This is a genomic window from Actinoplanes xinjiangensis, assembly GCF_003148685.1.
GTDB lineage: Bacteria > Actinomycetota > Actinomycetes > Mycobacteriales > Micromonosporaceae > Actinoplanes > Actinoplanes xinjiangensis.
Window position 1 is genome coordinate 80,957 of record NZ_QGGR01000032.1, and the last position, 21,500, is coordinate 102,456.

Sequence of the window (21,500 nt, forward strand, 5' to 3'; positions counted from 1 at the left end):
CTGAGCCGAGCGACGCCTCCGTCCCGCCGGGCATGATCCCATCGCCATGATCGACGAACGGCTCAGGACTACGCCCACGATCTGCAGGCCGGCCACGGTCGATTGCGGCAGTCGCCGCGGGCCTCGGCGTGCTGGGCCGAGGCGGACCGCAGTTCGGCCGGCACTGCTCCGTCGAGCTATGACCGGTCAAGGAGCCGTTCTCGCTGACCCAGCGCCGTCTGCCGATCGTCGAGCGCGGCCGCCCGCTGCTCCTGTGATTCGTCGCGCCGGATGCTCCTATGGATGTCAAGCGGCGAGTTCAAGATCGTTTGTGGTGATGACCAGTGCCATCGGCAGCGAATCCGCAGAACGTGTCAGCTGTAGCCCGTTTCCTACTGCCCGACGGTGGGTTTCGACGTGAGGCGGGACGACGCGGAACCGCTCGCAGCCGGCCCGCCGCCGCAACGATCCGCCGATCGAGTGACAAGCGGCCCCTGCAACTCCGTACGGCTCTAGGGTGAGACTGACCAGGAACAGGTGATCGCCATGGGCGGGCTGAATCAGCGCGCCCCGGGCCGCCGCATCAGCGAAAGGACATCGCTGTGATGCCCGCCGGTCTGACGATCGCCGATATGACGGTTCGCTTCGGTGCCCAGGTAGTCGTCGACGGCATCGACCTCACCGTCGCCCAGGGAGAGGCGGTCGGGTTGATCGGCGGTTCCGGATCCGGCAAGACGACGACCGCACTCGCCGTGCTGGGCCTGCTGCCGGCCACCGCCCGGGTCACCGGAAGCATCACCGTGGCGGGTGGGGAGGTGGTCGGGGCGCGTGCTCGCGACCTCCGCCGGCTGCGCGGGCGGCAGGTGTCGTTCGTCGGCCAGGACGCGCTCACCGCGCTCCATCCGCTGATGACGGTCGGCCGCCAGGTGGCGATCCCGTTGCGACGACACCGCGGTCTCTCCGGCCGGGCGCTGATCATGGCGACGGCCGCGTTGCTGGAACAGGTGGGGCTGCCGGCGAGGACCTTGCGGGCGTACCCGGCGCAGCTGTCGGGGGGCCAGCGGCAACGGGTGGCGATCGTGTTCGCGATGGCCTCCCGGCCGGCGCTGCTGATCGCCGACGAGCCCACCAGCGCGCTCGACACGACGACGCAGGCGGGTGTCCTGGACCTGCTGCGCTCGCTGTCGATGCGAGGGGAACACCGTACCTCCCTGCTGTTGATCAGCCATGACATCGCGGTGGTAAGTCAGGTGTGCGCGCGGCTGGTGATAATGCGGCAGGGACGGGTGGTGGAACAGGGGGCGACCACCCGGGTACTGGGCGGGCCCACACACCCGTACACCCGTGAACTGGTGGCAGCGGCTCGGGCACTGACCGCCGTGCCGGGTGCCGCGTGACCCTGCTGACCGCTACCGGAGTGACCAAACGGTATCCGTCGGCCCGGCGGCATCCGTTCGGGCGGCGCCCGGTTCGTACCGTGCTGGACGCGGTGGACCTGGCGGTGTCGGCGGGGGAACGGCTGGGCATCGTCGGCGGGTCCGGCGCCGGCAAGTCGACGCTGCTGCGGCTGCTGCTCGCGGTCGAGGCCCCGGACACCGGCGAGGTGCGGTTTCGGGGACGGCCGGTTCGCCCGGCCCGGCCGGGGCGGCTGGGATGGTTCCGCCGCGAGGTGCAGTTCGTGGCGCAGGACCCGTACGCGTCGCTCAGCCCGCGGATGACCGTCCGGGACATCATCGGCGAACCGCTGCACTGCTTGCGTGTTCCGGGAGACCGTCCGCGACGGATCGACGAGTTGCTCCGCGCGGTCCGTCTCGACCCGGCGCTGGCCTCGCGGCTGCCCTCGGCCCTCTCCGGCGGGCAACGCCAACGCGTGGCGCTGGCCCGGGCACTCGCGCCCCGGCCGGCCGTGCTGGTCGCCGACGAGCCGATCAGCGCGCTCGACGCTCCGGTCCGGGTGGCGATACTGGACCTGCTCCGCGAGGTCACTGTCGCCGAGGGCAGCGCGCTGGTCCTGGTGGCACACGATCTCGCGGCGGTGCGGCGCGCCTGCACCCGGGTGATGGTGCTCGACCAGGGCCGAGTCGTCGAGTCCGGCCCAGTGGACCAGGTGTTCCACGCACCCCGGTCGGCGGTCGCCCGGGACCTCATCGAGGCCATACCCAGGTTACCCGGCGAGGTCGCCCGATGAGGCGCCCAGCTTCTCCGCGCACGCGGTCACCCCAGCGGCGAGCCGGCGCACGAGTCCTGGCCGCGGCCGTCACCCTACTGACGATCAGCGGCTCGGCCGCCTGCTTCACCACGGAGCCGAGGCCCGATCGCGGCGGTGACCAGCGGTTGAGCGTGGGTCTGGCGGGCCCACCCAACCGGCGGATGTCACCCTTCTCCCAGGACGCGTGGCGGGGCGCCCAACTCGGCGCGTCCGAAACCCTCGTCAACATCGACCAGGCCGGCGCAGTCACCCCCGGCCTGGCCGTGAGCTGGTCACAGGTCGATGCGACCACCGTCCGGGTGAAACTGCGCGACGGCGTCGTCTTCCACGACGGCACTCCACTGACCGCCGAGCACGCCGCGCACTCACTCACTCACGCCATCGCGGCCGAACCCGTACTCAGGGCGCTCGTGGGGGTCCGGCTGACGGCCACCGCAGTGGGCGGCGACACGCTGGAGTTACGCACCGCGAAGCCGGATCCGGCACTGCTGCACCGCCTCGCCTCGCCGCAGTTGGTCATCCTCGCCCCGAAGGCGTACGGGCGCGATCCGGGCGCACCCGACCCCCTCGGCGCCGGGACCGGGCCGTATCGGTTCACCTCCCTACAGGGCACCTCGGCCGCGACGCTGGAGCGCAACGACGCCTACTGGGGCGGCCGGCCGGCGCTCGCCGGTGTGGACGTGCGCTTCCTCCCGGAGGGTTCGGCCCGGGTCGGCGCGCTGCGCTCGGGCGAAGTCGACGTGGTCAACCAGGTGCCGATCGCGCAGTTGCCCAACCTCGGCGACCGGCGCTTGATCGAGGTGCCGCTGCCCCGCACGGTCAGCCTGTATCTGGTCACCGCCGAGGGCCGGACGTTCGCCGATCCCGGCCTACGGGCGGCCGCCCGCGCGGCGGTCGACCCCACGATGATCGCGGCAGGCGTGTTCGAGGGGCGCGCCGATCCGGCCGCCGGCCTCTTCGGGCCGGCGTCGGGGTGGGCGGCCCGGCACCGCGCCGCGGCGCGGGCCGCGGCAGCGCCGCCGGACACGCCGGACGACCCCTCCGGCCAGAGGATCACCCTGGCCACCTACCCCAACAAGCCCGAGTTGCCGGAGGCCGCCTCGGTACTGGCCGCCACGCTGACCGCCCGGGGATTCGTGGTGGAGACGGTCGTGCGTGACTACCTCACGATCGAACCGGAGGTGCTGGCCGGCCGGTTCGACGCGGTCATTCTCTCCCGCTCCTACCTGCTCGACGTCAACGATCCCATCGCGTTCCTGACCTCGGACTTCAGCTGCGCGGGCAGCTACAACGTGGCACGGTTCTGCGCCCCCGGCTTCGACTCCCGCCTCGCCGCGGCGGATGGCCACACCGACCTGCCCTCCCGCCACGCGGCCGCGCTGGCGCTCGAGGCCGAACTGGTCAACCGCGCGGTGGTCGTGCCACTGGTCCATGACCGGGCCAGGCTGGCCACCGCGGCCGGCGTCACCGATCTGGCCGCGGACCCCTACGAGCGGACCCTGGTCACCGTCCACACCTCCTTACGATGACCGGCTGGCCGGACCGGCTGGGAAGGATGGGGGTGCTCGCCTGCGCGGTCGGCGGGCTGGCCGTCGTCGTCGCCGCGCTGCCCTGGCTGCGTGGCGACGACCCGGCCCGGTCGGTGCTCCGCGCGCGGCTGGAGGACCGCGACCCCGACCCGGCGGCGCTTGCGGCCGTCCGGTCCGAACTCCACCTCGCCGACAACCCGGTCCAGGGCGCCGCGGACTGGCTGACCGACGCCGCCCGGGGCGAATTCGGCACCTCCTGGGTGACCGGCGAGCCGGTACGCGACCTGCTGCTCACCGCCGCCGGTGTGTCCACCAGCCTGGCCGGCGCAGCCTCGGCGGTGGCTGTGGTGGTCGGGCTGGCCCTGGCCGCTCCGGTCGTCTGGGCGCTGTCCGGGGAGTGCCGGTCGCCGGGCCGCTGTACACGTGGCGTGCGAGTCGCCGGGGCGGTCGTCGCCGCGCTGTCGGAGGTCGCCCTGGCCGCTGCCCTGCTGACCCTCGTCGCGGTGCGTTGGCGGCTCGCCCCGGTGGCCGGCTGGTTCGGCCCCTCCTACATGCTGCTGCCGGCCCTGGCGCTCGGCGTACCCAGCGGAGGGCTGTTCGCCCGGCTGGTCGGGACAGCCGCCGACGCCATCGCCGGAGAAACCTGGGTGCGGACCTGGCGGGCGGCCGGTTGCGGTCGGATCACCCTCACCGTCGCGATCGTCCGCCGGGCCGTCACCGCCGCCGTCCCCCAGGTGGCGGCCCTGTTCATGGGGCTGCTCGGCGGAGCGGTCGTCGTCGAGGAGATGTTCGCCGTTCCGGGACTCGGGCGGCTCTCGCTGCACGCCGCGCTCGCCCAGGACCTCCCCGTCCTCCAGGGTTGCGTGCTGACGCTGGTGCTGGCCGGCACGGCCGCCGGGGCATCTGGCATCGCGGCGCAACGCGTGCTGCTCGGTCCGGCGGGCGCCGCCGCCGCGCTGGCGCCCGCCGGACCGGCACGTCCCCGCCGGCCGCACCGGCGGACACCCCTGCCGGTGGCTGCCGTGCTGACCGCACCGATCCTGGCCGGGCTGCTCCGTGATCCGCACGGGGTCCGGCTGGAACGGCGGCTGAGCGGCCCGTCCTGGGCCTATCCGCTGGGAACCGATCCCGTCGGTCGTGACGTCCTCGCCCGGTTCGGTCACGGCGCCGTACTCACCATCGGCACGGCGGCGGCCGTGACCGCCGTGGGGCTGATCGTCGGGCTGGTCGTCGGCCTGCGGGGATCCGCCGCCCGGGTCGGCGTCGTGGACATCGTCAACGCACTGCCCTTCGTCCTGGTCGGCCTGGTCCTCGCCGCTGTCCTCGGACCGGGCCTGCTCTGCGCCGCGATCTCGGCGGCGCTGGTGGCCTGCGTACCCATCGCCATCCATACCCGCAGCCTCGCCACGGAGGTCCGTGCCAGTGGCTACCACCAGGCGGCGGTCCTCGCCGGCGCCGGCGCCGGCTGGATCCTTCGCCGCCACCTGCTTCCCGCGGTGACCGGACCGGTCCTGGCGTACGCCCTGACCCGGGTACCCTCGACCGCCTTGGCCATTGCCGCGCTGGGCTTCCTCGGCCTCGGCCTTGGCCACGACACACCGGAGTGGGGCGCCGAACTAGCCGCGGCCATCGACTACCTGGAACGTGCACCCACGCTGGTGACCGCACCGGTTCTCGGCCTCGTCCTGCTCGGGGTCCTGGCCGGATCCGCCCCGGTGGAACTCGGCCGGCGGACGGCGCTCTGAGAACCGGGATCTCGCCGTCGGTGCCGGGCCGCTGGTCACGGCCGCTGACTGTCGAGGTCCTGCGCCCTGATCCAGGCGGCTACCTGGTTCCGGCTGGTGACCCCGAGTTTGGTGAGGATGTGTTCGACGTGGCTCTCAGCGGTGCGCTGGGAGATGACCAGTTCGGCGGCGATCTGCCGGTTGGACAGGCCCTGAGTGACGAGGGCGGCGACCTGTCGTTCGCGGCGGGTCAGCCGGATCGCCGCCTCCTCCCCCGGTGCCGGCGTGGAGTGCCGCGGCTCCTCGAAAGCGTAGGCGAGGATGTCCTCGTACGACAGCGTCCGCCCGTAGTGGACGGCATCGGTGAAGGCGTCGTCGCCGAGAGCGGCTCGGAGTTGCCGTTCGCACGCATCGTGGTGGCCGACCAGGTGCAGGTAGGAGGTGATGGGCGTGCCGATCTCGGTCCAGAGCGCCCCAGCGGCGCCCAGCAGACCCGCGGCACGCCGGTGACGTTTCTCGTCGGCCGTGACCCAAGCCAGGACCTCCAGGCACTGGGCGGTGGTGTAACGGTCGTGGTGCGCCCACGCCTGCTTGAGTCGCAGCGCCTGCACCACCTGCGCGGTCGCCTGCTGAAGGTCCCCCTGCCGCCAGGCGAGGAGCCCACCCGCCCACAGCGCGATGGACCGGTGGAAGCTCGCGCTCCGGGACTCGACGATCGCCAGCATCTCCTGCTGGGCGGCGACGGCCCGGTCCTGGTCATCGGCCAGCCCGGCAGCAATACAGAACGAACTGAGCACCATCAGGTACAGGTGGGTGTCCCGGTCCGGCAGCCCCGACAAGACCGTACGAGCCCGGCCGAGGGATTCGACCGCGACGGGTAGATCGTCGGCATACAGCGCGCCCACACCGCGGATGTAGTCGGCATAGGCGAGTTCGACGAGGCAGCCCAAGTGCCGGGTCAGGTCCTCACCCTGGTCCAGCAGCCGCCTCCCGGCGTCGGCATCGCCCTGCGCGAACGCGAGATGGCTGTTGACCAACAGTGCCCGGGCGCGCAAGGCCGTCGGCGCCACCGCCTTCTCCAGCGCGCGGTCCAGCCAGCGCCGGCCCTCACCGAACAGGCCCCGGCTGCGCCAGTAGAGGCCAGGCAGGGTCACCGCGAGACGCATGGCGGTCTCGGCGTGACCGGGCTCGGCCAGGCAGAATTCGATGGCCGCCCGCAGATTGGGATGTTCCAGGCGGAGCCGCGCCATCCAGTACGGCTGCTGGTCGCCGGCCCACTCGGCACGAGCCCGAGCCAGCAGCTGTTCGCACCAGTCGCGGTGCCGGCGGCGCAGCATCGTGTCCTGCCCCGCCTCGCCGAGTTGCTCCTGTCCGTAGTCGCGGATGGTCTCCAGCATCCGGTACCGCGCCGTCACCGCCTTGCCGTCGCGCGGGTCATCGCGGACCAGGATCGACTTCTCCATCAGGCCGGCCAGCAGATCCAGCAGATCGTCGGCGGGAAGTTCCTCGTCGGCGCAGACGCCCTCGGCCGCGTCGATCTCGAACCCGCCGACGAACACCGTCAATCGTGCCCACAGCAGGCGCTCCGGCTTGTCGCACAGCTCGAAGGACCAGTCGACGCAGGCTCGCAAGGTCTGCTGTCGCGCCGGAGCATTGCGAGCGCCCTGGCCGAGCACGGCGAACCGGCCGCTGAGCCGGTCGAGGATCTGCTGCGGCGTCAGCACCCGGACGCGCGAGGCGGCCAGCTCGATCGCGAGCGGCAGCCCGTCCAGGCGCTGGCAGAGGCCGGCCACCGCGGCGCGGTTGTCGGCGGTAAGGGTGAAACCGGGTTCGACGCACCGTGCCCGGGCGGTGAACAGCGTCACCGATTCGCACCGTTCGAGGTCGGCGAGGTCCGCCCGCGGAATCGGCAGCGGCGTCACCGCGAAGGTCACCTCACCTTCGGCGCCCAGCGATTGGCGGCTGGTGGCCAGGATCCGCAGCCGGGGGCACGTCCGGAGCAGCGCAGCGGCCAGCAGCGCGCACGCGGGCAGCAGGTGTTCAGCATTGTCCAGCACCAGTAGGGTCTGCCGCTCGGTGAGGTAGTCGGTCAGCTGCCGCATCGGCGGCCGGCCGCCCGGCTTGTGGACCTCCAGCGCGACCGCCACCAGATGGGCCAGCACATCCGGGTCCGACACCTCCCATGAGGGCAACCCCGGATTGCGCAGCTCGGTCAGGTCAACGAACCACACCCCGTCCGAGAACGCCCGCCGTACGTGCCCGGCCACGCGCAGCGCCAGCCGCGTCTTGCCCGTGCCCCCGACACCGGTCAACGTCAACAGCCGGGCGTCGGCCAGCAACCGCCGGATCTCGTCCAACTCCTGACGGCGGCCGACGAAGCTGTTCAACTCCACTGGCAGGTTACCGATCGGTACTCGACCAGTCGACGGCATGACGCACCCCCCAGCACCTACGGTGCCACCGCAATCCTCTGATCCCCCCACCCCGCGGACGCTTTCCAGCATCCGGTACCGCATCGCGTCCTGGAACGGTTCTCGGACGAGGACCGACTCGTCCAGAAGTGAACCCGCCAGGCCGAGCATGTCCCCGGCGGCCAGGTCGCCGAAGCCGCAGACGTTCTCGACGGTCTCCAGCGTGAACCCACCGGCGGAAACCGACAGCCGTGCCCACAGCCGCTGCTCCAGCTTCGTGCACAGGTCGCAGCTCCAGGTCAGACATGCGCAGCATCTGCTGACGGTAAGGTGCCCCGCGTCTACCCGGCTGAGCAGCCGTAGCCGGTCCCGGACGCAGTCACGGATCTGACCGGCAGACAGGACCGGCAGCCACGCCACGGCCGGCTCGATCGCCAGGCAGTCCATCGAGCCGATGGCAGATCTCCACCACCGGCGCCTGGTCGGCCTCGCGGAGCGAAGAGCCCGACGCCATCGCCGCCGCGCGTTGCGTGAACAGCTCGATCGCCGGATATCGTGCCAGCTGAATCCGGTCGTTTCACCAGCCGGGCGGTATGCGGGCCAGATCCCAGGCCATCGTGAGTGGTGGGCCGGGTCCTATGGCGCGGCCCGCCACTGGGTGCGTGCATCTTTGAGCCCATTTTCATCCTGACGGCGCAGGTTACCGGGATGAGAGCCAGAGGTGTCCGAGATCCCATCCCGCCCGTACCGGTTCGGAATCTGCCCTCGCTGTCCGAGTCTGTTGGTCCGGGCCGCCGTGCTCCGGCTGGTGTCAGTCACACCCGGCCGTCATCCGTGAGCCGGGTGGGGGCGGCAAGCAGGCTCCTCTGGCGGCTGTGGCCCCTGCGTCATCGACTCCGGTCGGGGGCGGTGCGGCGGGTCGTCGCCGGTTGGGCGCGCCGAGCCTGGCGTGCGGCGCGGAGGACCTTGGCCACCATCGCCGGTCGCAGCAGGATCGTTGCCGGTTCGATCAGGTGCTGCACCCTGACGATCGCGCCGGTCACCTCGGCGGAGACGTGGGTGGCCCGCACGATGCGGCGCTGGTACCAGTGCGTCACGGCCAGGCCCCGCGGCCGCGGTCCGGTCGTGTCGGGATAGGTGAAGTCCGCCGAGGCCGCCATGTCCCAGGCGACGGCGATCAGGCCGGCGCTGCGGCGGTAGAAGTCACGGGCCAGCGATGCATCGGCCGAACCGTGCCTGTCGAGACACTTGCCCAAGGTGACCGCCTCCAGGGCGGCGACGGTCATGCCGTGCCCGTACACCGGATTGAAGCTGCACACAGCGTCCCCGACGGCGACATAGCCGGCGGGGACCAGGCGGAGCCGTTCGAAGTGGCGCCGACGGCTGGTCGGAAAGGAATAGGTGGCCGGATCACTCAACGATTCGGCACCGCGCAGCAGCTCAGCGATCGACGACTCCGGCAGTTCGTCGGCGAATCGCTGGAAACCCTCGGGGTCGGTCGGGGCCCGGTCACCGTGGTAGCCGCCGAGGGTGACGAACCACCTGTCCCCCTCGAGCGGGAATGCGGCGCCGTACCGTCGGTGGCCGGGCGGGCTCTCCGCCGCCACCAGCATGCCGGGCCCACCCAGGCGGTCGAGCCGGCCGCGGACCAGCCGGGTGGTGTAGTGCATGCGTACGGTGATCACCGACTCCGGTGCGGCGGGGAATCCCAGATCGCGCAGCCAGCTGTCGGAGCGACTGCCACGACCGCTGGCATCGACGACCAGGTCGGCCGGCAACTCGCCACCATCGGCCAGCTCCACCCCGCTCACCCGTCGGCCGCGGTGGCCGGTCAGGCCCGCGACGGCCGTGTTCGAACGCAGCTCCACGTTCGGCAGCGCCCGCAACCGGCGCCGCACACAGCTTTCCAACAGAGGCCGGCTCATACAGAGCATCTCGATGCCGCTGTCCGCGCGGACCCGGTGGCCGTCGAGCTGCCACACGATCGCGTCGCGGACCACGTCGATCCACCGCGCGCCCAACTCGACCAGCTCGTCGGTCAGACCGGGGAACAGCTCTTCCAGCACCGTACGTCCGACCGCCAGCAGGGCGTGTGGATGTGCACCCTGCGGTACGCCCCGGCGGCTCTCGGCTTCGGCCGGCAGGCTGTCCCGGTCGACGACCGTGACCCGGGCGAACCGATCCGCCAGAACCCGCGCGGCCGTCAGGCCGGCCATTCCCGCACCGATGACCACGGCGTCGCCGGTCACCGCCGTCCGCCCGGCCCCGCTCTCGTCGCGCACCAAATGAGCGTGCCAGCTCAGATCCAGCGTGTCCACAACGGTGATACCGGCGCGCTACTTCGCGCCGTGATGTCGAGTCCAATGCTGCGGCATCTGATGTGTTGCGGCGGCGAGTCGGGCCCCAAGTGTCCGGACGTGGTCCACCAGTTCGGCAGGTTCGTGCACCTCGAAGTCGAAGCCCATGGTCGTCACATAGATGGCCAGCTCGTCGAGCGAGTGGGATCCGGTCCGCAGGGTGCAGCTGTGTTCATCGATCGGCTCCAAGGTTCCGGTGGTGGGGGCGATCCGATCTGCCGCGGTCTTGTCGTCGACGTGCAGTGTGAACCGCGCCTGGTAGCGGTAGGCCGATGTGGAGATCGCCCGCGAGGTGTAGCCGCTGAGGTCGGGCTCCGGCGGGGTGCGCGGGGTGAAGCGGGGCCCGGTGGGCGTACGCGGTTCAAGGCGGTCCACCCGGTAGGTGCGCCAATCTTGGCGGTCGAGGTCCCACCCTAGGAGGTACCAGCGCCTGCCGGCGTGTATCAGGCGGTGCGGCTCGGTCGTACGGATGGCGCTGGTTCCGTCGTGGGTGCGGTAGTCGAAACGCAGGCGGAGCGAGTCGCGGCAGGCCACGGCGATGGCGGTGAGGGTGTTCGGGTCGGCGGCGGGACCGGTGTGGGCCATCGGCACCGTCACCGATTGCAGGGCGTTGATCCGATGGCGCAGCCGGGACGGCAGCAGTTGTTCGAGTTTGGCCAGGGCCCGCACGGAGGTCTCCTCGATGCCGGTGATCGAACCGCTGGCGGCCGTGCGCAGGCACATCGCGATCGCGACGGCTTCATCGTCATCCAGCAGCAGCGGTGGTACGTCGGCGCCTGCACTGAGCCGATAACCGGCGGTGCCCGCGGTGGCCAGCACCGGGTAACCCAGATCGCGCAGCCGCTCGATGTCGCGGCGCACGGTACGTGGAGTGATCTCCAGCCGCTCGGCGAGTTCGGCACCGGACCAGTCACGGCGGGTTTGCAGGAGGGACAGCAGTCGCAGCAGTCGTGCCGAGGTTGCCCGCATGAACGAAGTCTTCCATCTGCCTAGGACCGAAGTCGTCCTAACCAGTTCCTAGAGTCCTGGGCATGGAGGACACCAGTGAAATCCGGCCCTTTACCATCGACATCTCCCAGGCCGACCTGGACGACTTGCGAGACCGGCTCGCCAGAACCCGATGGGCCGCAGACCTGCCCGATGTCGGCTGGAGCCGGGGAGTGCCGGTCAGCTACCTCAAGGGGCTCGCCGAGTACTGGCGCGACGGCTACAGCTGGCGCGTGCACGAGCGGCAGTTGAACAGGTACCCGCAGTACACCACCGAGATCGACGGACAGAACATTCATTTCCTGCACGTCCGCTCCCCCGAGCCGGGCGCACTGCCGCTGATCCTCACCCACGGCTGGCCCGGCTCGATCGTCGAGTTCATGAACGTCATCGGCCCGCTGACCGATCCCGGAGCGCACGGCGGCAACCCGGCGGACGCTTTCCATGTGGTGATCCCGTCGATCCCGGGCAGCGGGTTCTCCGGGCCGACTCGGGAAACCGGCTGGGACACCAACCGGGTGACCAAGGCGTTCGCCGAGTTGATGGACCGGCTCGGCTATGACCGCTACGGCGCACAGGGCGGCGACACCGGCGCGATCATCGCGCCGGGACTCGGGCGGCTCAACCCCGACAAGGTCGTCGGCGTACACGCGAACGGGCTGGCGGCATTCCGCGGGATCGACCCGGACGAGGTGGCGGAGTTGACTGACGCCGAGCGGGCGCGGCTGGCGCGGTTGGCGTACCTGAACACTGAGCAGTCCGGCTACGCGATGATCCAGATCAGCCGGCCGCAGACCCTCGCGCACGGCCTACACGACTCCCCTGTCGGGCAGCTGGCCTGGATTGTGGAGAAGTTCAAGGAGTGGACCGATCCGGCCGCCGACCTGCCCGAGGACGCGGTGGACCGGGACCTGCTGCTCACCAACGTGATGGTGTACTGGCTGACCGGCACCGCCGGGTCCTCGGCCAACAGCTATTACGAGACTGCGCATGCCGGCGCGTGGGGCGCGAGCGAGCGGTCCACGGTACCGACCGGCGTCGCGGTGTTCCCCCACGACGTGTCGATCCGGCGCACCGTCGAGATGGAACACCATGTCGTGCACTGGACCGAGTTCGACCGGGGCGGCCACTTCGCCGCCATGGAAGCCCCGGATCTGTTCATCGGTGACGTCCGCGAATTCTTCTCTCAAGTGCGCTGATCAAGAAGGGCCCCCTAAGAGGTGAGGCGCACCACGGTGTACGACTTGGCGGCCTCGTTCGCCACGCCGTATGCGCCGCGGATCGTCTCAGGAGCCTCGGTAAGGCCGACCGCGAGCTGCTTGCCGGTGAGGGCGTCGACCAGCGCCGCGCCTGACGCGGTGGAGAAGAATACCCGGCCGTCGATCATCGACCGGACCTCGATCTTCGCGTCCGCCACCTGCTTTGCCGGGATGGTCCACGACCGCTTCCGCGCCGCCATGTCGAACGCGAAGACCAACCGGTTCTCGACCGGAGCGCCGAACGTCTGGCACACCACGGCCGTCTTGCCGTCGGACACACAGTCGACGGATGCGGCGGTGCCGGGTTCGGTGTGCAGCACCTTACCGGTGGCAGCGTCGCGGAGCACGGTCTTGGCGCCGAATCCCACCAGGTCGTCGGGATTTTCCTTCAGGGGTACGGCTACCACGCCCGTCCCGGTGAGGCCGAGCCTTCCCAAGGCGTACATCGGCGTCGTCCAACGCTGGTTGCCTGTCGCCGCGTCCAAGGCCGTCACGTTGGTGACCTGCTCGTCGGTGACGATCACGGTATCTCCGTCGATGCCCCGGGCGTTGAGCCCGGCTCGCTGCCACAGCACCTTGCCGGACTCGATGTCGAGCACCGCGGTCACATGCTGTTCATCCGAGCCGGGAAGGGACTTGCGGCCGTCGGCCACCAGGGCGAACCGGTCATTGGCGCCGATCACCGTGTTGACGCCCTTGATGGCTGTGTGCCAGCGCCGGGTACCGTCCGGGCCGAGCGCGATGATGCCCTCCTCCGAGCTGCCGGCCTCGATGCCCGTTCCGGGGGTGGCGCTGCCGTACGGCAGGATCAGGGACGTGCCGGCAACCGCCGGGGCGCCGTCTGTGCAGCCGAGTTGTTTGCCGTCGACCTCGCTGACACGCCAGCGCTCGGCGTCGAGTGCGGTCAGTGATTTGGCGACCAGGATGCACTTCGCTCCGGTCCAGGACAGCGCGAACAGCAGGTCGTCGGTGAGAACGGCACGCCCCGAGCCGGTGCCCACCCGCTCCACGCCGGCGGGCGGTCCATTGAGCGTGGCAGGCGCCGCCGCGGAGGGCGGCGCGCTGCCATCGACCCCGCCCGGCGCCGGTTCCGGGCTGGCGCCGGTGCAGGCGGCGAGCAGCGCGACGCTGGCGGCCAGGATGGAGGTGCTCGAAGTAGACCCGAGACGTGTCGACGAGTGCCGCATCCGCTCCCCCGCTCATAAATAGCGCGTGGTCAATATATCGTGCCGCGGCCATCGGCCATCGTCCGAAACGATGGTCGCCGTGCGACCGAGACGTGCGGCATCAGACCTCGCAGCCGCCTATGGACACGCAGGGGTGCCTACTTGATCGGCGTACCGGATGTCGATTCGCGCTCGCTGGTTACGTATTCTCCAAGATTCGTAGCAGTCGGGTTGCGGCGTGGCTGAGAGGGATGGCTTCCTGTTCGATGCGGCGGAACGGGGTGGGGCCTGCGGTGGCGATGGTGTTGTACGCGATGGTCTCGGCTTCGGTCAGGTGCGGCAAGAGCCCCGCTGACGGTTTGATGGGCCGGCCAGCTTTGTCATGGTTGACGCCGTGCACGGCGTAGTGGTGCAGGTCCGTGGCGTCCATGAGGATGGACGTGACGTGCTGGGCCGGGGCACCATCCGGCGCGGGTACGGCCAGCGCGGCGCGGAAATGGTCGAGGATCGCGTACCCGTCCGCGTCGATGTCGCCCCAGTAGACGACGTGACCCGCGGAGCGGATCCACGGTACGTTCGCGAGCAGGGCAGCCGCGGCCTTGCCCCCTCCCTCGACCACGATCGTGTCGCCGATCGGTGGGAACCAGAGGCGGGAGTCGCGGTTCTCCACGACGAGGACGACCCGCGGCTGGTAGACGATGTCGTGCACGTCCCCGGTGGTCCAGGCGTCGTGCCTACGCCGGCCCGACGCAAGGTGCTGCGGATCGACGTAGGTCAGATGTACGACGGTCAGCCGGGGCCGGACTTCGTCCCGTACATCACGTCCGGCGACGTCGCGCAGCAGCGCGCCGTGAGTGTCGAGCCATTTGGTGTGCATCCCGGGCACGGGAAGTTGCCGCAGCGTCCAGTTGCCGGCGTCGGGGTGCCGGCGTAGCCAGGTCACCGCATTGATCAGCACGTCCACGTCGTTGACGGCGAGGCCGTAGACGGCCCGCAGGGTGGCCGGGGTGAGGGTGGCGTCGGCGGAGAGCAGGGCCGAGGCCAGCGCACGGGCGCGGCCGATGTCCACGGTCGGCGGTTCAGCCCCGTGGTGGGGGTCGGCGATGAGCGTGGCGGCGCCGTCGAGGTCTGCTGTGAGCATGTCCGGAAAATCGCCGGCGACTCCTCGGATGGTCACCGCGGTGCGGACGACTTCGACGCCGGCAGGGAGCCGACCGCAGAATTCGCGCCACTGCATGTGCCAGCCGTGCCAGGTGGTGTGCCCGAGTTGTTCAACGGCCTTGCCCGTCCTCACCCCTGGGCGGAGCCGGGCGGAGAATACGACTCGGTCACCGGCACCGAGTTCCGCGCACACGGCCTCCGCCCATTTCTGTTCGAGCTTGCCGCGGACAGTCGCGACGGCGTGGTGGGGGGTGACGAGTGCGCTCATGCGTCCGGGACACCGACCAGGAGCTTGGCCCAGGACCGGCCGTGGGGGTTCTTGAGGATCACGTACTCCGCGTCCACGTGCGGTTCGATCGCGCTGTGCTTGTCGTTGGGGGCGCCGATGACGAGCTGGAAACCCAGTCCGCGCCACGCGCCGATGGCGCGGCCGGTGAAATGCGCGTCTGCCTTGATCAGCGCCTCGTCGAGGAAGACCGGGGCATAGCGGGGACGGGCAGCGCCCGCGTCGCCCAGTTGGTACCGCAGCGCGGCGCCGACGATGAACGCGACGAGTTCCTGCGACTCGCCGCCGGACTTCTCACCGATGTGGTCGTAGACGGCGACATGCCGACCGTCGAGGTCGATCTTCTCGGCACTGATCCGGACGTGGTTGCGCACGTCGACGAGGTCGGCGAAATCCGGGGCGGTGCGGCGGATACGGTCGATCACCTTGACCATCCGGTGATAGGCGCGTTCCCGGTCGTCCTCGGTTGCGGCCTTGTCGATGACGGCGCGCACGTCGCGCAGTTCCTTGCGGAAGCGAGCACGGGCCGTGGAGTGGCTCTCCTGCGGGTCGATGCGCAGCCGGTGCTCGTCGTCGGCGAACGGCAGTTCGGCCAGGATGCGGTTGACCGGGTCGATCCGGTCGCGGATCTCGCGGACGGCGGCGGCGAGCTCGCTGTCCAGGCCGGTCAGGTCGTTGCCGGACAGGTTGAGCAGACTGTCGCGCCACTCGGTCTCCAGCTCGTGCAGGCCGCTGGTCGTAAGGTCCGTGAGCAGGTGGTCGAAGTCGCGGTAGGAGGCGTCCGGGTCGATGCCGAGGTTGGGGTTCGGCCAGCGTTCGAGGAAGGTGGAGAAGATGTCGTGCAGTGCCTTCCTCGACCGGCCGATCGACTCCGTCGCGGATCGCCGGTCGGCGTCGACCCGCTCGGCGGCGCGTTTCACTCCTGCGTCGAACTGTGCGAGCACGTCCGCGGGGCTGGTGCGTTCGGTGTCGCTGTCGAAGAGGGTCTCCAGGTACTCGCGGTGCTCATGGCTGAGGTCGATTCCCGACTCTTCGGCCCTGTCGAGCGCCAGTTGGGCACCGTCCACCTCGTCGACGGTCGACGCCCAGGACTCACCGACCGCCTTCACGATCTCCTTCTGCCGGCCGACACGTTCGGTCAGTTCCCTGACCTGCTGCTTGAGGGCGTCCAGTTCGCGCTGCAGCTGATCGATCTCCGGATTGCCGGCACGGATCTCCTCGATGACACCGTTCCAGCGGTCGTGCTCCGCCCGGACCGCGTCGACATCGACCTGCTTCCACGACAGCTCGGTCACGGTCTGGTACGCCGTACGCCGGGCTTCCATCGAGTTGAGGTTGGTCTCCTCCTTCTCCACTCTCGCGGCGGCGGCGTCGAGGCGCTCACGTGCGCGGCTGATCCGGGTCTCGATGTCGGCGAGGGTCCTGCTGTTCGTGAAGCCGAGGACGTTGGCCCGGCCGTGGCCGCCGTGCGCGCCCCGGCCGCCTTCCGACGTCTGTCCGGTGATCGTGAGTGCCTTGGAGTACTGCGGCAGCAGCCTCGGTGTGTCGACACAGACGAAGGCGAACCGGCGGGCGAGTTCGCCCTTGAGCCAGGCGGTGAACGGCGACGGCCGGTAGTCGAGCCTGCCGGGCAGGGTCTTGGCGTCGAGTCCGGCCTCGTCACGCTGCCCGGTACGGACGCCCTCGAACTGGATACGCCGTGCGGTCGGCACCGCGTTGATCGCCTCACGGAACGCGTTCAACCGGCCGATGTCGATCAGCATCCGGGTGGCGAATCCGCCGAGCGCCAGGTTGAACGCCTCGCGCCACGGCTCGAACTCCGTACGCACCTCGATCAGTTCGCCGACGAACGGCAGATCCTCGGGGCTCAGGCCGGCGGCCTCGGCCAACGCCGCGCGAGCCGCGTGCAGGTCGGTCGGGATGTTGCCCCGGCGGGCCTTCACCGCGTTGCGCTCGGCGCGCAGCCCTTCCAGCTCGCGTTCGGCCTCCTTCTTCTCCGCCATCGCCTCGGCGTACATCTGCTGAGCGGTCCGCCGGGCGTCGACGTCAGCCACCGAGCGATGCGCCGTCTCGACCAGCGCCGCGAAGTCCTCACCGGTCGAGACCGAGGCCCCGATCGTGTCCAGCACCCGGTCCAGCCGCTCCCGGGCCCGTCCGACGTCGCCCAGCCGCTGCTCCACGACGCGGATCTCCCGCTGAGCGGTCTCCAGGCGGTCGCCACCGGACGCGCGAATGGTGTCGGCGACCGCATCGTGACGCGCCTCGGCGGCTTCGACCAGGGCGTTGGTCTCCGCCAGTTCGTTCTGGGCTCGGCGGTGCCGCTGGTCGAGGTCCTCCTCCGCCGCGCGCAACAGGTCGAGCCGGCGTTGATGACGCCACAACGCGGCCGGGGACGCCGTATCGGTGAAGGATCCGATCTCGTCGATCGAGCGCAACCGGTCCACCGCTTCGTCGATGGTGCGCCGGTGCTCGCGGATCGGGGTCAGCGCCTTCACCTGCTGGCGAGCGGTGATCATCCGGGCGCGGGTGCCGGACAGCTCGTCGAACTGCTGCACCACCGCGTCCGCGGTGGCCAGCGTGGACGGCTCTTCCAGGACCATCGTCTTGTACAGCGCGTCAACCGTGGTGATCTGCTGGCCGGCCTGGATCCGCCCCAGCAACGCGACCGCCTTGTGCCCGTCGCCGGCTGCGCCGATGCCGAGCGTGGTGTGCAGACGCGCGGTGAAGTCCCGGTCGGTGTCACTCCAGGTCAAACCGGTTGCCACGACGTCGGTACGGGCGAACTTCCTGCCCGCCGGGCCTTCCAGCATCCGCAGCTGATAGCCGTGGTCACAGGTGGCGCGTACCGCCACGACGTCGTCGAGATTGCGGGCCGACGACGGAACGTACCAGGCCCGCAGCGCGGTGAACTCGGCACCGGTGTGATCCACCCAGGTCATCGCGATGGCGGACCAGGTGTCGCGGCCGTCGCCACGTAACACCCGCAACCTGGTCTCACCGTCGGTGCGGGACTCGTCGAGCTTGCCGCGCGCGTAGGAGAGGATGTTGCGCTGGTCCTTGCCCCGGGGCCGGCCGACCACCCCGCCGTTGGACGCCCCGTTGAACGGAGTCGTATGCGGCATGAGCAACGCGATGTACGAGTCCATCAGCGTCGACTTACCCGATCCGGAACCTCCGCTGAGCAGGGTCGCGCCCGGCGCGAGCCGCAGATGGTGGTACCCGTCGTAGCCGCCCCAGTTGACCAGTTGCAGGTCCCGCGCCACCCACTGCTGGCCCCGGGATGCTGCCGGGACCAACCCGAACAGTGTGTCGATCATGCTCACGCGGTGGCCTCGTTCTGTTCCCGCAGCCACTGGTCCAGCTCGGCGAGCTTCTCGGTGCTCAGCACCACCTCCACCAGCGGCGTGATCCGATACCGGCCCGCGGACTCCTCGGCGAGCAGCCCTTCGGTGACCAGCCGCTGCACCGCGTTGCGGACCTCCTGCTGGCGCCTGGCCAGGTTGAGGTCGTGCGGGTCGAAGTAGGTCAGCACGGTCTGCTCCAGTTCCTCGATGTCCACCCGCGCGGACGTCTCCCCCGTACCGCGTTCCCGCTGGAAGACGGTCCGCAGGTGGACGAGGACCAGAGTCTCGGCCCGGCTGTAGGGATCGTCCTTGAGCAGGATCGGCACATCCATCTCCACCGAGCGCACCTGCTGCTTGTACGCGACGCCGCGGTCGTGGTCGACCACCAGGCGGACGAACAGGTCGTGCATCCGCGATTCGATGATCTGCTGGTTCTCCAGCAAGGTGCGCCAGTGCGCCGGGTTCTTCTCGGCGTGCAGGAACTTGCGCCGTAGCAACTGGACCAGCACCCGGCGTACGTCCGCTTCCAACGTGCCCGCGTCACCGGCGAACAGCTCGGCGGGGTCCTCCTCCATCGAGACGGGGTCGATGAACCCGGCCGCCTCGCCTGCCGACCAGCCGTCATCGGTCCCATCCGGCTCACTCATCGTCACCACTCCTGTCCACGCCGACCGGATTCGCCGCCACCACACCGCCCAGGGCGAACCGTCGGCGGGTCCGGTCCGGTCGCACCGTTTCGACGATCGCGACCTCGGCCGTCTCACTCATCCCGGCGCCGTGGGCGATCTCCAGCAGCCCGAGCAGATCAACCGGCCGCTGGTTCTCCTCGTCGGCCGCCCGGAACGCGGCCACCACGTCGACACTCGCCGCTGCGCCCGCGAACGCTTCCAGGTGCGCGCGCAACTCGGCGTACCGAGGGCCGCCCCATGCCCGCGTGTCCGCAGCCTGCAGATCATCGGATTCGTCCCAGTCCGGCAACGGCGCGGGAGGCTGCGAGGGGCGCAGGTCACTCATCCGCTGGCGCAGGTTGCCGACGTCGGCGACCGGCAGGCGGCGCAACGGTTCGACGGCCTCGCCGCGACGAGAGCCGGGAACCCACTTGTGCAGGCCCGACATCACGTCCCTCAGCAGTTCGTCCACCTGACGGTCCCGCATCGGATCATGGTTGCGGACCTGGCTGGTGATGACATGCGACGCCTGCCGCTGAGCGGCCAGCACCTCTTTGACCCCCTGCTCGATGCGCCGTGATATCTCGGTCAGCTCGCGCCGCTGCTGTTGCGGCAACAGCTCGGTGAACCGGTGCCGCAGCACCGTCCGCAGTTGACCCCACAGGCTGTCGATCTGCGCCGGGTCCCCGATCAGGCGCAGCGCCCCGGCGAACGCGCGGCCCTCCGGCGTCGCGTCCAGGATCCGCTGGCCGCGGGCCAGATACTCGCGCAGCACCTCACCGGTAGGCCGCACGTCGTGCCGCAACTCCGCGACGACGTCACGCTGGATAGCTTTGATCGACTCGGCCACGCGGGCGAAATCCGCGGGCAGCTCCCGTGCCAGGTGCAGCACGTTCTCGGCCGCCTCGAGCAGTTGCTCGTCGTCGGCGGTCTCGACGGCGCCGCCCTTCTCGAGCCGGGTCAGCTCCTTCTGCCGCTGCTGGATCTCCTCGTGAAGGCGCACCATCCGCGACATCAGGTCCGGGTCAGCGTCCTGCGCGAGTCGCTCGATCGCCTCCAGCAGCGTCCTGACACGCGACTCCGACACCCTGGTACGGGCTCCGCCGACGCGTCCGGCGACCTCGAGGGCACCGACACCGTACGCCGAAAGCCGGTACACCTCGACGTCGTCGTCGGACACCTGCCGTACCAGCCACCCCGCCTGCACCCACTGCCGGCAGAGATCACGCGCGTTCCCCGCAGGCAGCGGCTGGGTGTCCTCGTCGCCGTAGCCGGCCGCCCGCAACTGGCCGAGGGCGTCGTTGATCTCCGCGTGCGCGTCCGCCACCGCGACCGTCGGGCGCTCTGCGGTGAAGACCATCGCCAGCACCGTCACCACGAACGGCGCGTGTGTCTGGTGAAGCAGGGCGAGCATCGGATTCTGAAACGCCCGGAGCGCCCCCTGATATGCACCTTCAACACCTCGCGTAACCATCAGCGAATAGCGTACGACGCAGCTACGACAGCGATGACCGCGCCATGTCGGCGACACGCCCGCCTCCCGTGCTGCGTCACCACACGGCGCCGAGCAGCAGAATCGATCCGGCACCGACCGCCGCCATCAGCCACACCACCACGGTCTCGGTCGATGACCCGGTACGGAACCGCATCCATCGTGGCGTACCGACCGCAGACCACCGGCAGCCGCGGATCCGGATCGGCCAGCACAGCGGCACGGCGGAGAAGGTGAGCGCGTCGCCGAGCGAGTGGGCGAGACAGCCCCAGAACACGGCCAGGCCGAGCCACCACCAGGAGCCGGCACTGTCGTGGATCGCAGCGACGAACACGACGGCGACCAGGATCGCGCCGACGGCGGCGGCGAACCGGTGGGCTCCCTTGCCGAGACTACGGAACCGGCCGGGGAGCACCATGTCCCCGATGCGGGCACGGGTCCGCGAGGACAGGGCGGCGTGCGTGGCGAGCCATACCGACAGGCCGACGACCCACAGACCGACGACGGGCCCGGTCAGGGCGCAGAGGACACCGACGGCCAGGCCGAGGAGGACAGCGCCGACGGCGGTGTGGGTGACGCCGCGGTGCCCGCCCCGGTCACGGCCGGTCAGGCAGTGCCGGCAGGACACGCCCCGAAGTCGCGCCGCGGTGGCGGCGACACCCCGGGCGGTCCAGCGGGTGATCGGTCCGAGGGTTCGGGCGACCGTGGAGTCGGGATGATCGAGGTCCGGGGCGAGGGCCATGCCGGTGGACACGGCGGTCCCGACGATGACGGCGACGGCGGTGGGGGCATGGCCGGCGGCGGCGAGCAGGGCTGATCCGGCCAGCCAGCCGACTGCGCCGGACAGGGCGTGGGACTTACCGAGCATCGGCGGTCACCACTCCAGGATCGCCGGAGCGTGCAACCACGCTCACGCTGCGTGTCAGGT

14 protein-coding genes are annotated in these 21,500 nt (G+C 70.5%); 5 read left to right on the plus strand and 9 right to left on the minus strand.

Annotated features, from left to right (window positions below):
* Positions 1 to 611 precede the first annotated feature (611 nt).
* The 4 genes from BC793_RS41500 to BC793_RS41515 all read left to right on the plus strand — a co-directional run bounded on the left by BC793_RS41500 (position 612) and on the right by BC793_RS41515 (position 5,462).
* Complete coding sequence (locus tag BC793_RS41500; protein WP_239170595.1) at positions 612 to 1,376, plus strand: ATP-binding cassette domain-containing protein; 765 nt, start codon at positions 612 to 614, stop codon at positions 1,374 to 1,376.
* Positions 1,373 to 2,167, plus strand: a complete 795-nt coding sequence (locus tag BC793_RS41505; RefSeq protein WP_109602113.1) for an ABC transporter ATP-binding protein — start codon at positions 1,373 to 1,375, stop codon at positions 2,165 to 2,167. The genes BC793_RS41500 and BC793_RS41505 overlap by 4 nt, the downstream gene beginning before the upstream one ends.
* A 152-nt stretch (positions 2,168 to 2,319) precedes the next feature.
* Positions 2,320 to 3,717, plus strand: coding sequence for an ABC transporter substrate-binding protein (locus tag BC793_RS41510; RefSeq protein ID WP_249037412.1), 1,398 nt, complete (start codon positions 2,320 to 2,322; stop codon positions 3,715 to 3,717).
* Positions 3,714 to 5,462, plus strand: a complete 1,749-nt coding sequence (locus tag BC793_RS41515) for an ABC transporter permease subunit (RefSeq protein WP_203896570.1) — start codon at positions 3,714 to 3,716, stop codon at positions 5,460 to 5,462. Before BC793_RS41510 ends, BC793_RS41515 begins: the two co-directional genes overlap by 4 nt.
* A 35-nt stretch (positions 5,463 to 5,497) precedes the next feature.
* On the opposite strand, the gene BC793_RS41520 is transcribed toward BC793_RS41515, so the two are convergent.
* From BC793_RS41520 to BC793_RS41530, 3 genes are all read right to left on the minus strand, one after another.
* Complete coding sequence (locus BC793_RS41520; RefSeq protein ID WP_203896569.1) at positions 5,498 to 8,299, minus strand: ATP-binding protein; 2,802 nt, start codon at positions 8,297 to 8,299, stop codon at positions 5,498 to 5,500.
* Positions 8,300 to 8,739: 440 nt separating this feature from the next.
* Positions 8,740 to 10,134 (minus strand): FAD-dependent oxidoreductase, encoded by a 1,395-nt coding sequence (locus tag BC793_RS41525; RefSeq protein WP_239170594.1) that lies wholly within the window; start codon positions 10,132 to 10,134, stop codon positions 8,740 to 8,742.
* Positions 10,135 to 10,188: 54 nt separating this feature from the next.
* The gene (locus BC793_RS41530; RefSeq protein WP_109602116.1) at positions 10,189 to 11,178 is read right to left on the minus strand and encodes a helix-turn-helix transcriptional regulator; all 990 of its coding nucleotides are present in this window, start codon (positions 11,176 to 11,178) and stop codon (positions 10,189 to 10,191) included.
* 62 nt (positions 11,179 to 11,240) lie between these two features.
* Between BC793_RS41530 and BC793_RS41535 the strand changes: the two genes are divergently transcribed.
* Entirely contained in the window at positions 11,241 to 12,395 is a 1,155-nt protein-coding gene (locus BC793_RS41535; RefSeq protein ID WP_109602117.1) for an epoxide hydrolase family protein, read from the plus strand.
* Positions 12,396 to 12,409: 14 nt separating this feature from the next.
* On the opposite strand, the gene BC793_RS41540 is transcribed toward BC793_RS41535, so the two are convergent.
* The 6 genes from BC793_RS41540 to BC793_RS41565 all read right to left on the minus strand — a co-directional run bounded on the left by BC793_RS41540 (position 12,410) and on the right by BC793_RS41565 (position 21,440).
* Positions 12,410 to 13,642: an outer membrane protein assembly factor BamB family protein gene (locus BC793_RS41540; RefSeq protein WP_109602118.1), complete on the minus strand. Its 1,233-nt coding sequence runs from the start codon at positions 13,640 to 13,642 to the stop codon at positions 12,410 to 12,412.
* 178 nt (positions 13,643 to 13,820) lie between these two features.
* Entirely contained in the window at positions 13,821 to 15,050 is a 1,230-nt protein-coding gene (locus tag BC793_RS41545; RefSeq protein ID WP_109602119.1) for a Wadjet anti-phage system protein JetD domain-containing protein, read from the minus strand.
* Complete coding sequence (locus BC793_RS41550; protein WP_239170604.1) at positions 15,047 to 18,385, minus strand: ATP-binding protein; 3,339 nt, start codon at positions 18,383 to 18,385, stop codon at positions 15,047 to 15,049. Before BC793_RS41550 ends, BC793_RS41545 begins: the two co-directional genes overlap by 4 nt.
* A gap of 2 nt (positions 18,386 to 18,387) precedes the next feature.
* Complete coding sequence (locus tag BC793_RS41555) at positions 18,388 to 19,059, minus strand: DUF4194 domain-containing protein (protein WP_109602121.1); 672 nt, start codon at positions 19,057 to 19,059, stop codon at positions 18,388 to 18,390.
* Entirely contained in the window at positions 19,052 to 20,554 is a 1,503-nt protein-coding gene (locus tag BC793_RS41560) for a DUF3375 domain-containing protein (protein ID WP_109602122.1), read from the minus strand. The genes BC793_RS41555 and BC793_RS41560 overlap by 8 nt, the downstream gene beginning before the upstream one ends.
* Before the next feature lie 76 nt (positions 20,555 to 20,630).
* The gene (locus tag BC793_RS41565; RefSeq protein WP_109602123.1) at positions 20,631 to 21,440 is read right to left on the minus strand and encodes a metal-dependent hydrolase; all 810 of its coding nucleotides are present in this window, start codon (positions 21,438 to 21,440) and stop codon (positions 20,631 to 20,633) included.
* Between the last annotated feature and the right edge of the window lie 60 nt (positions 21,441 to 21,500).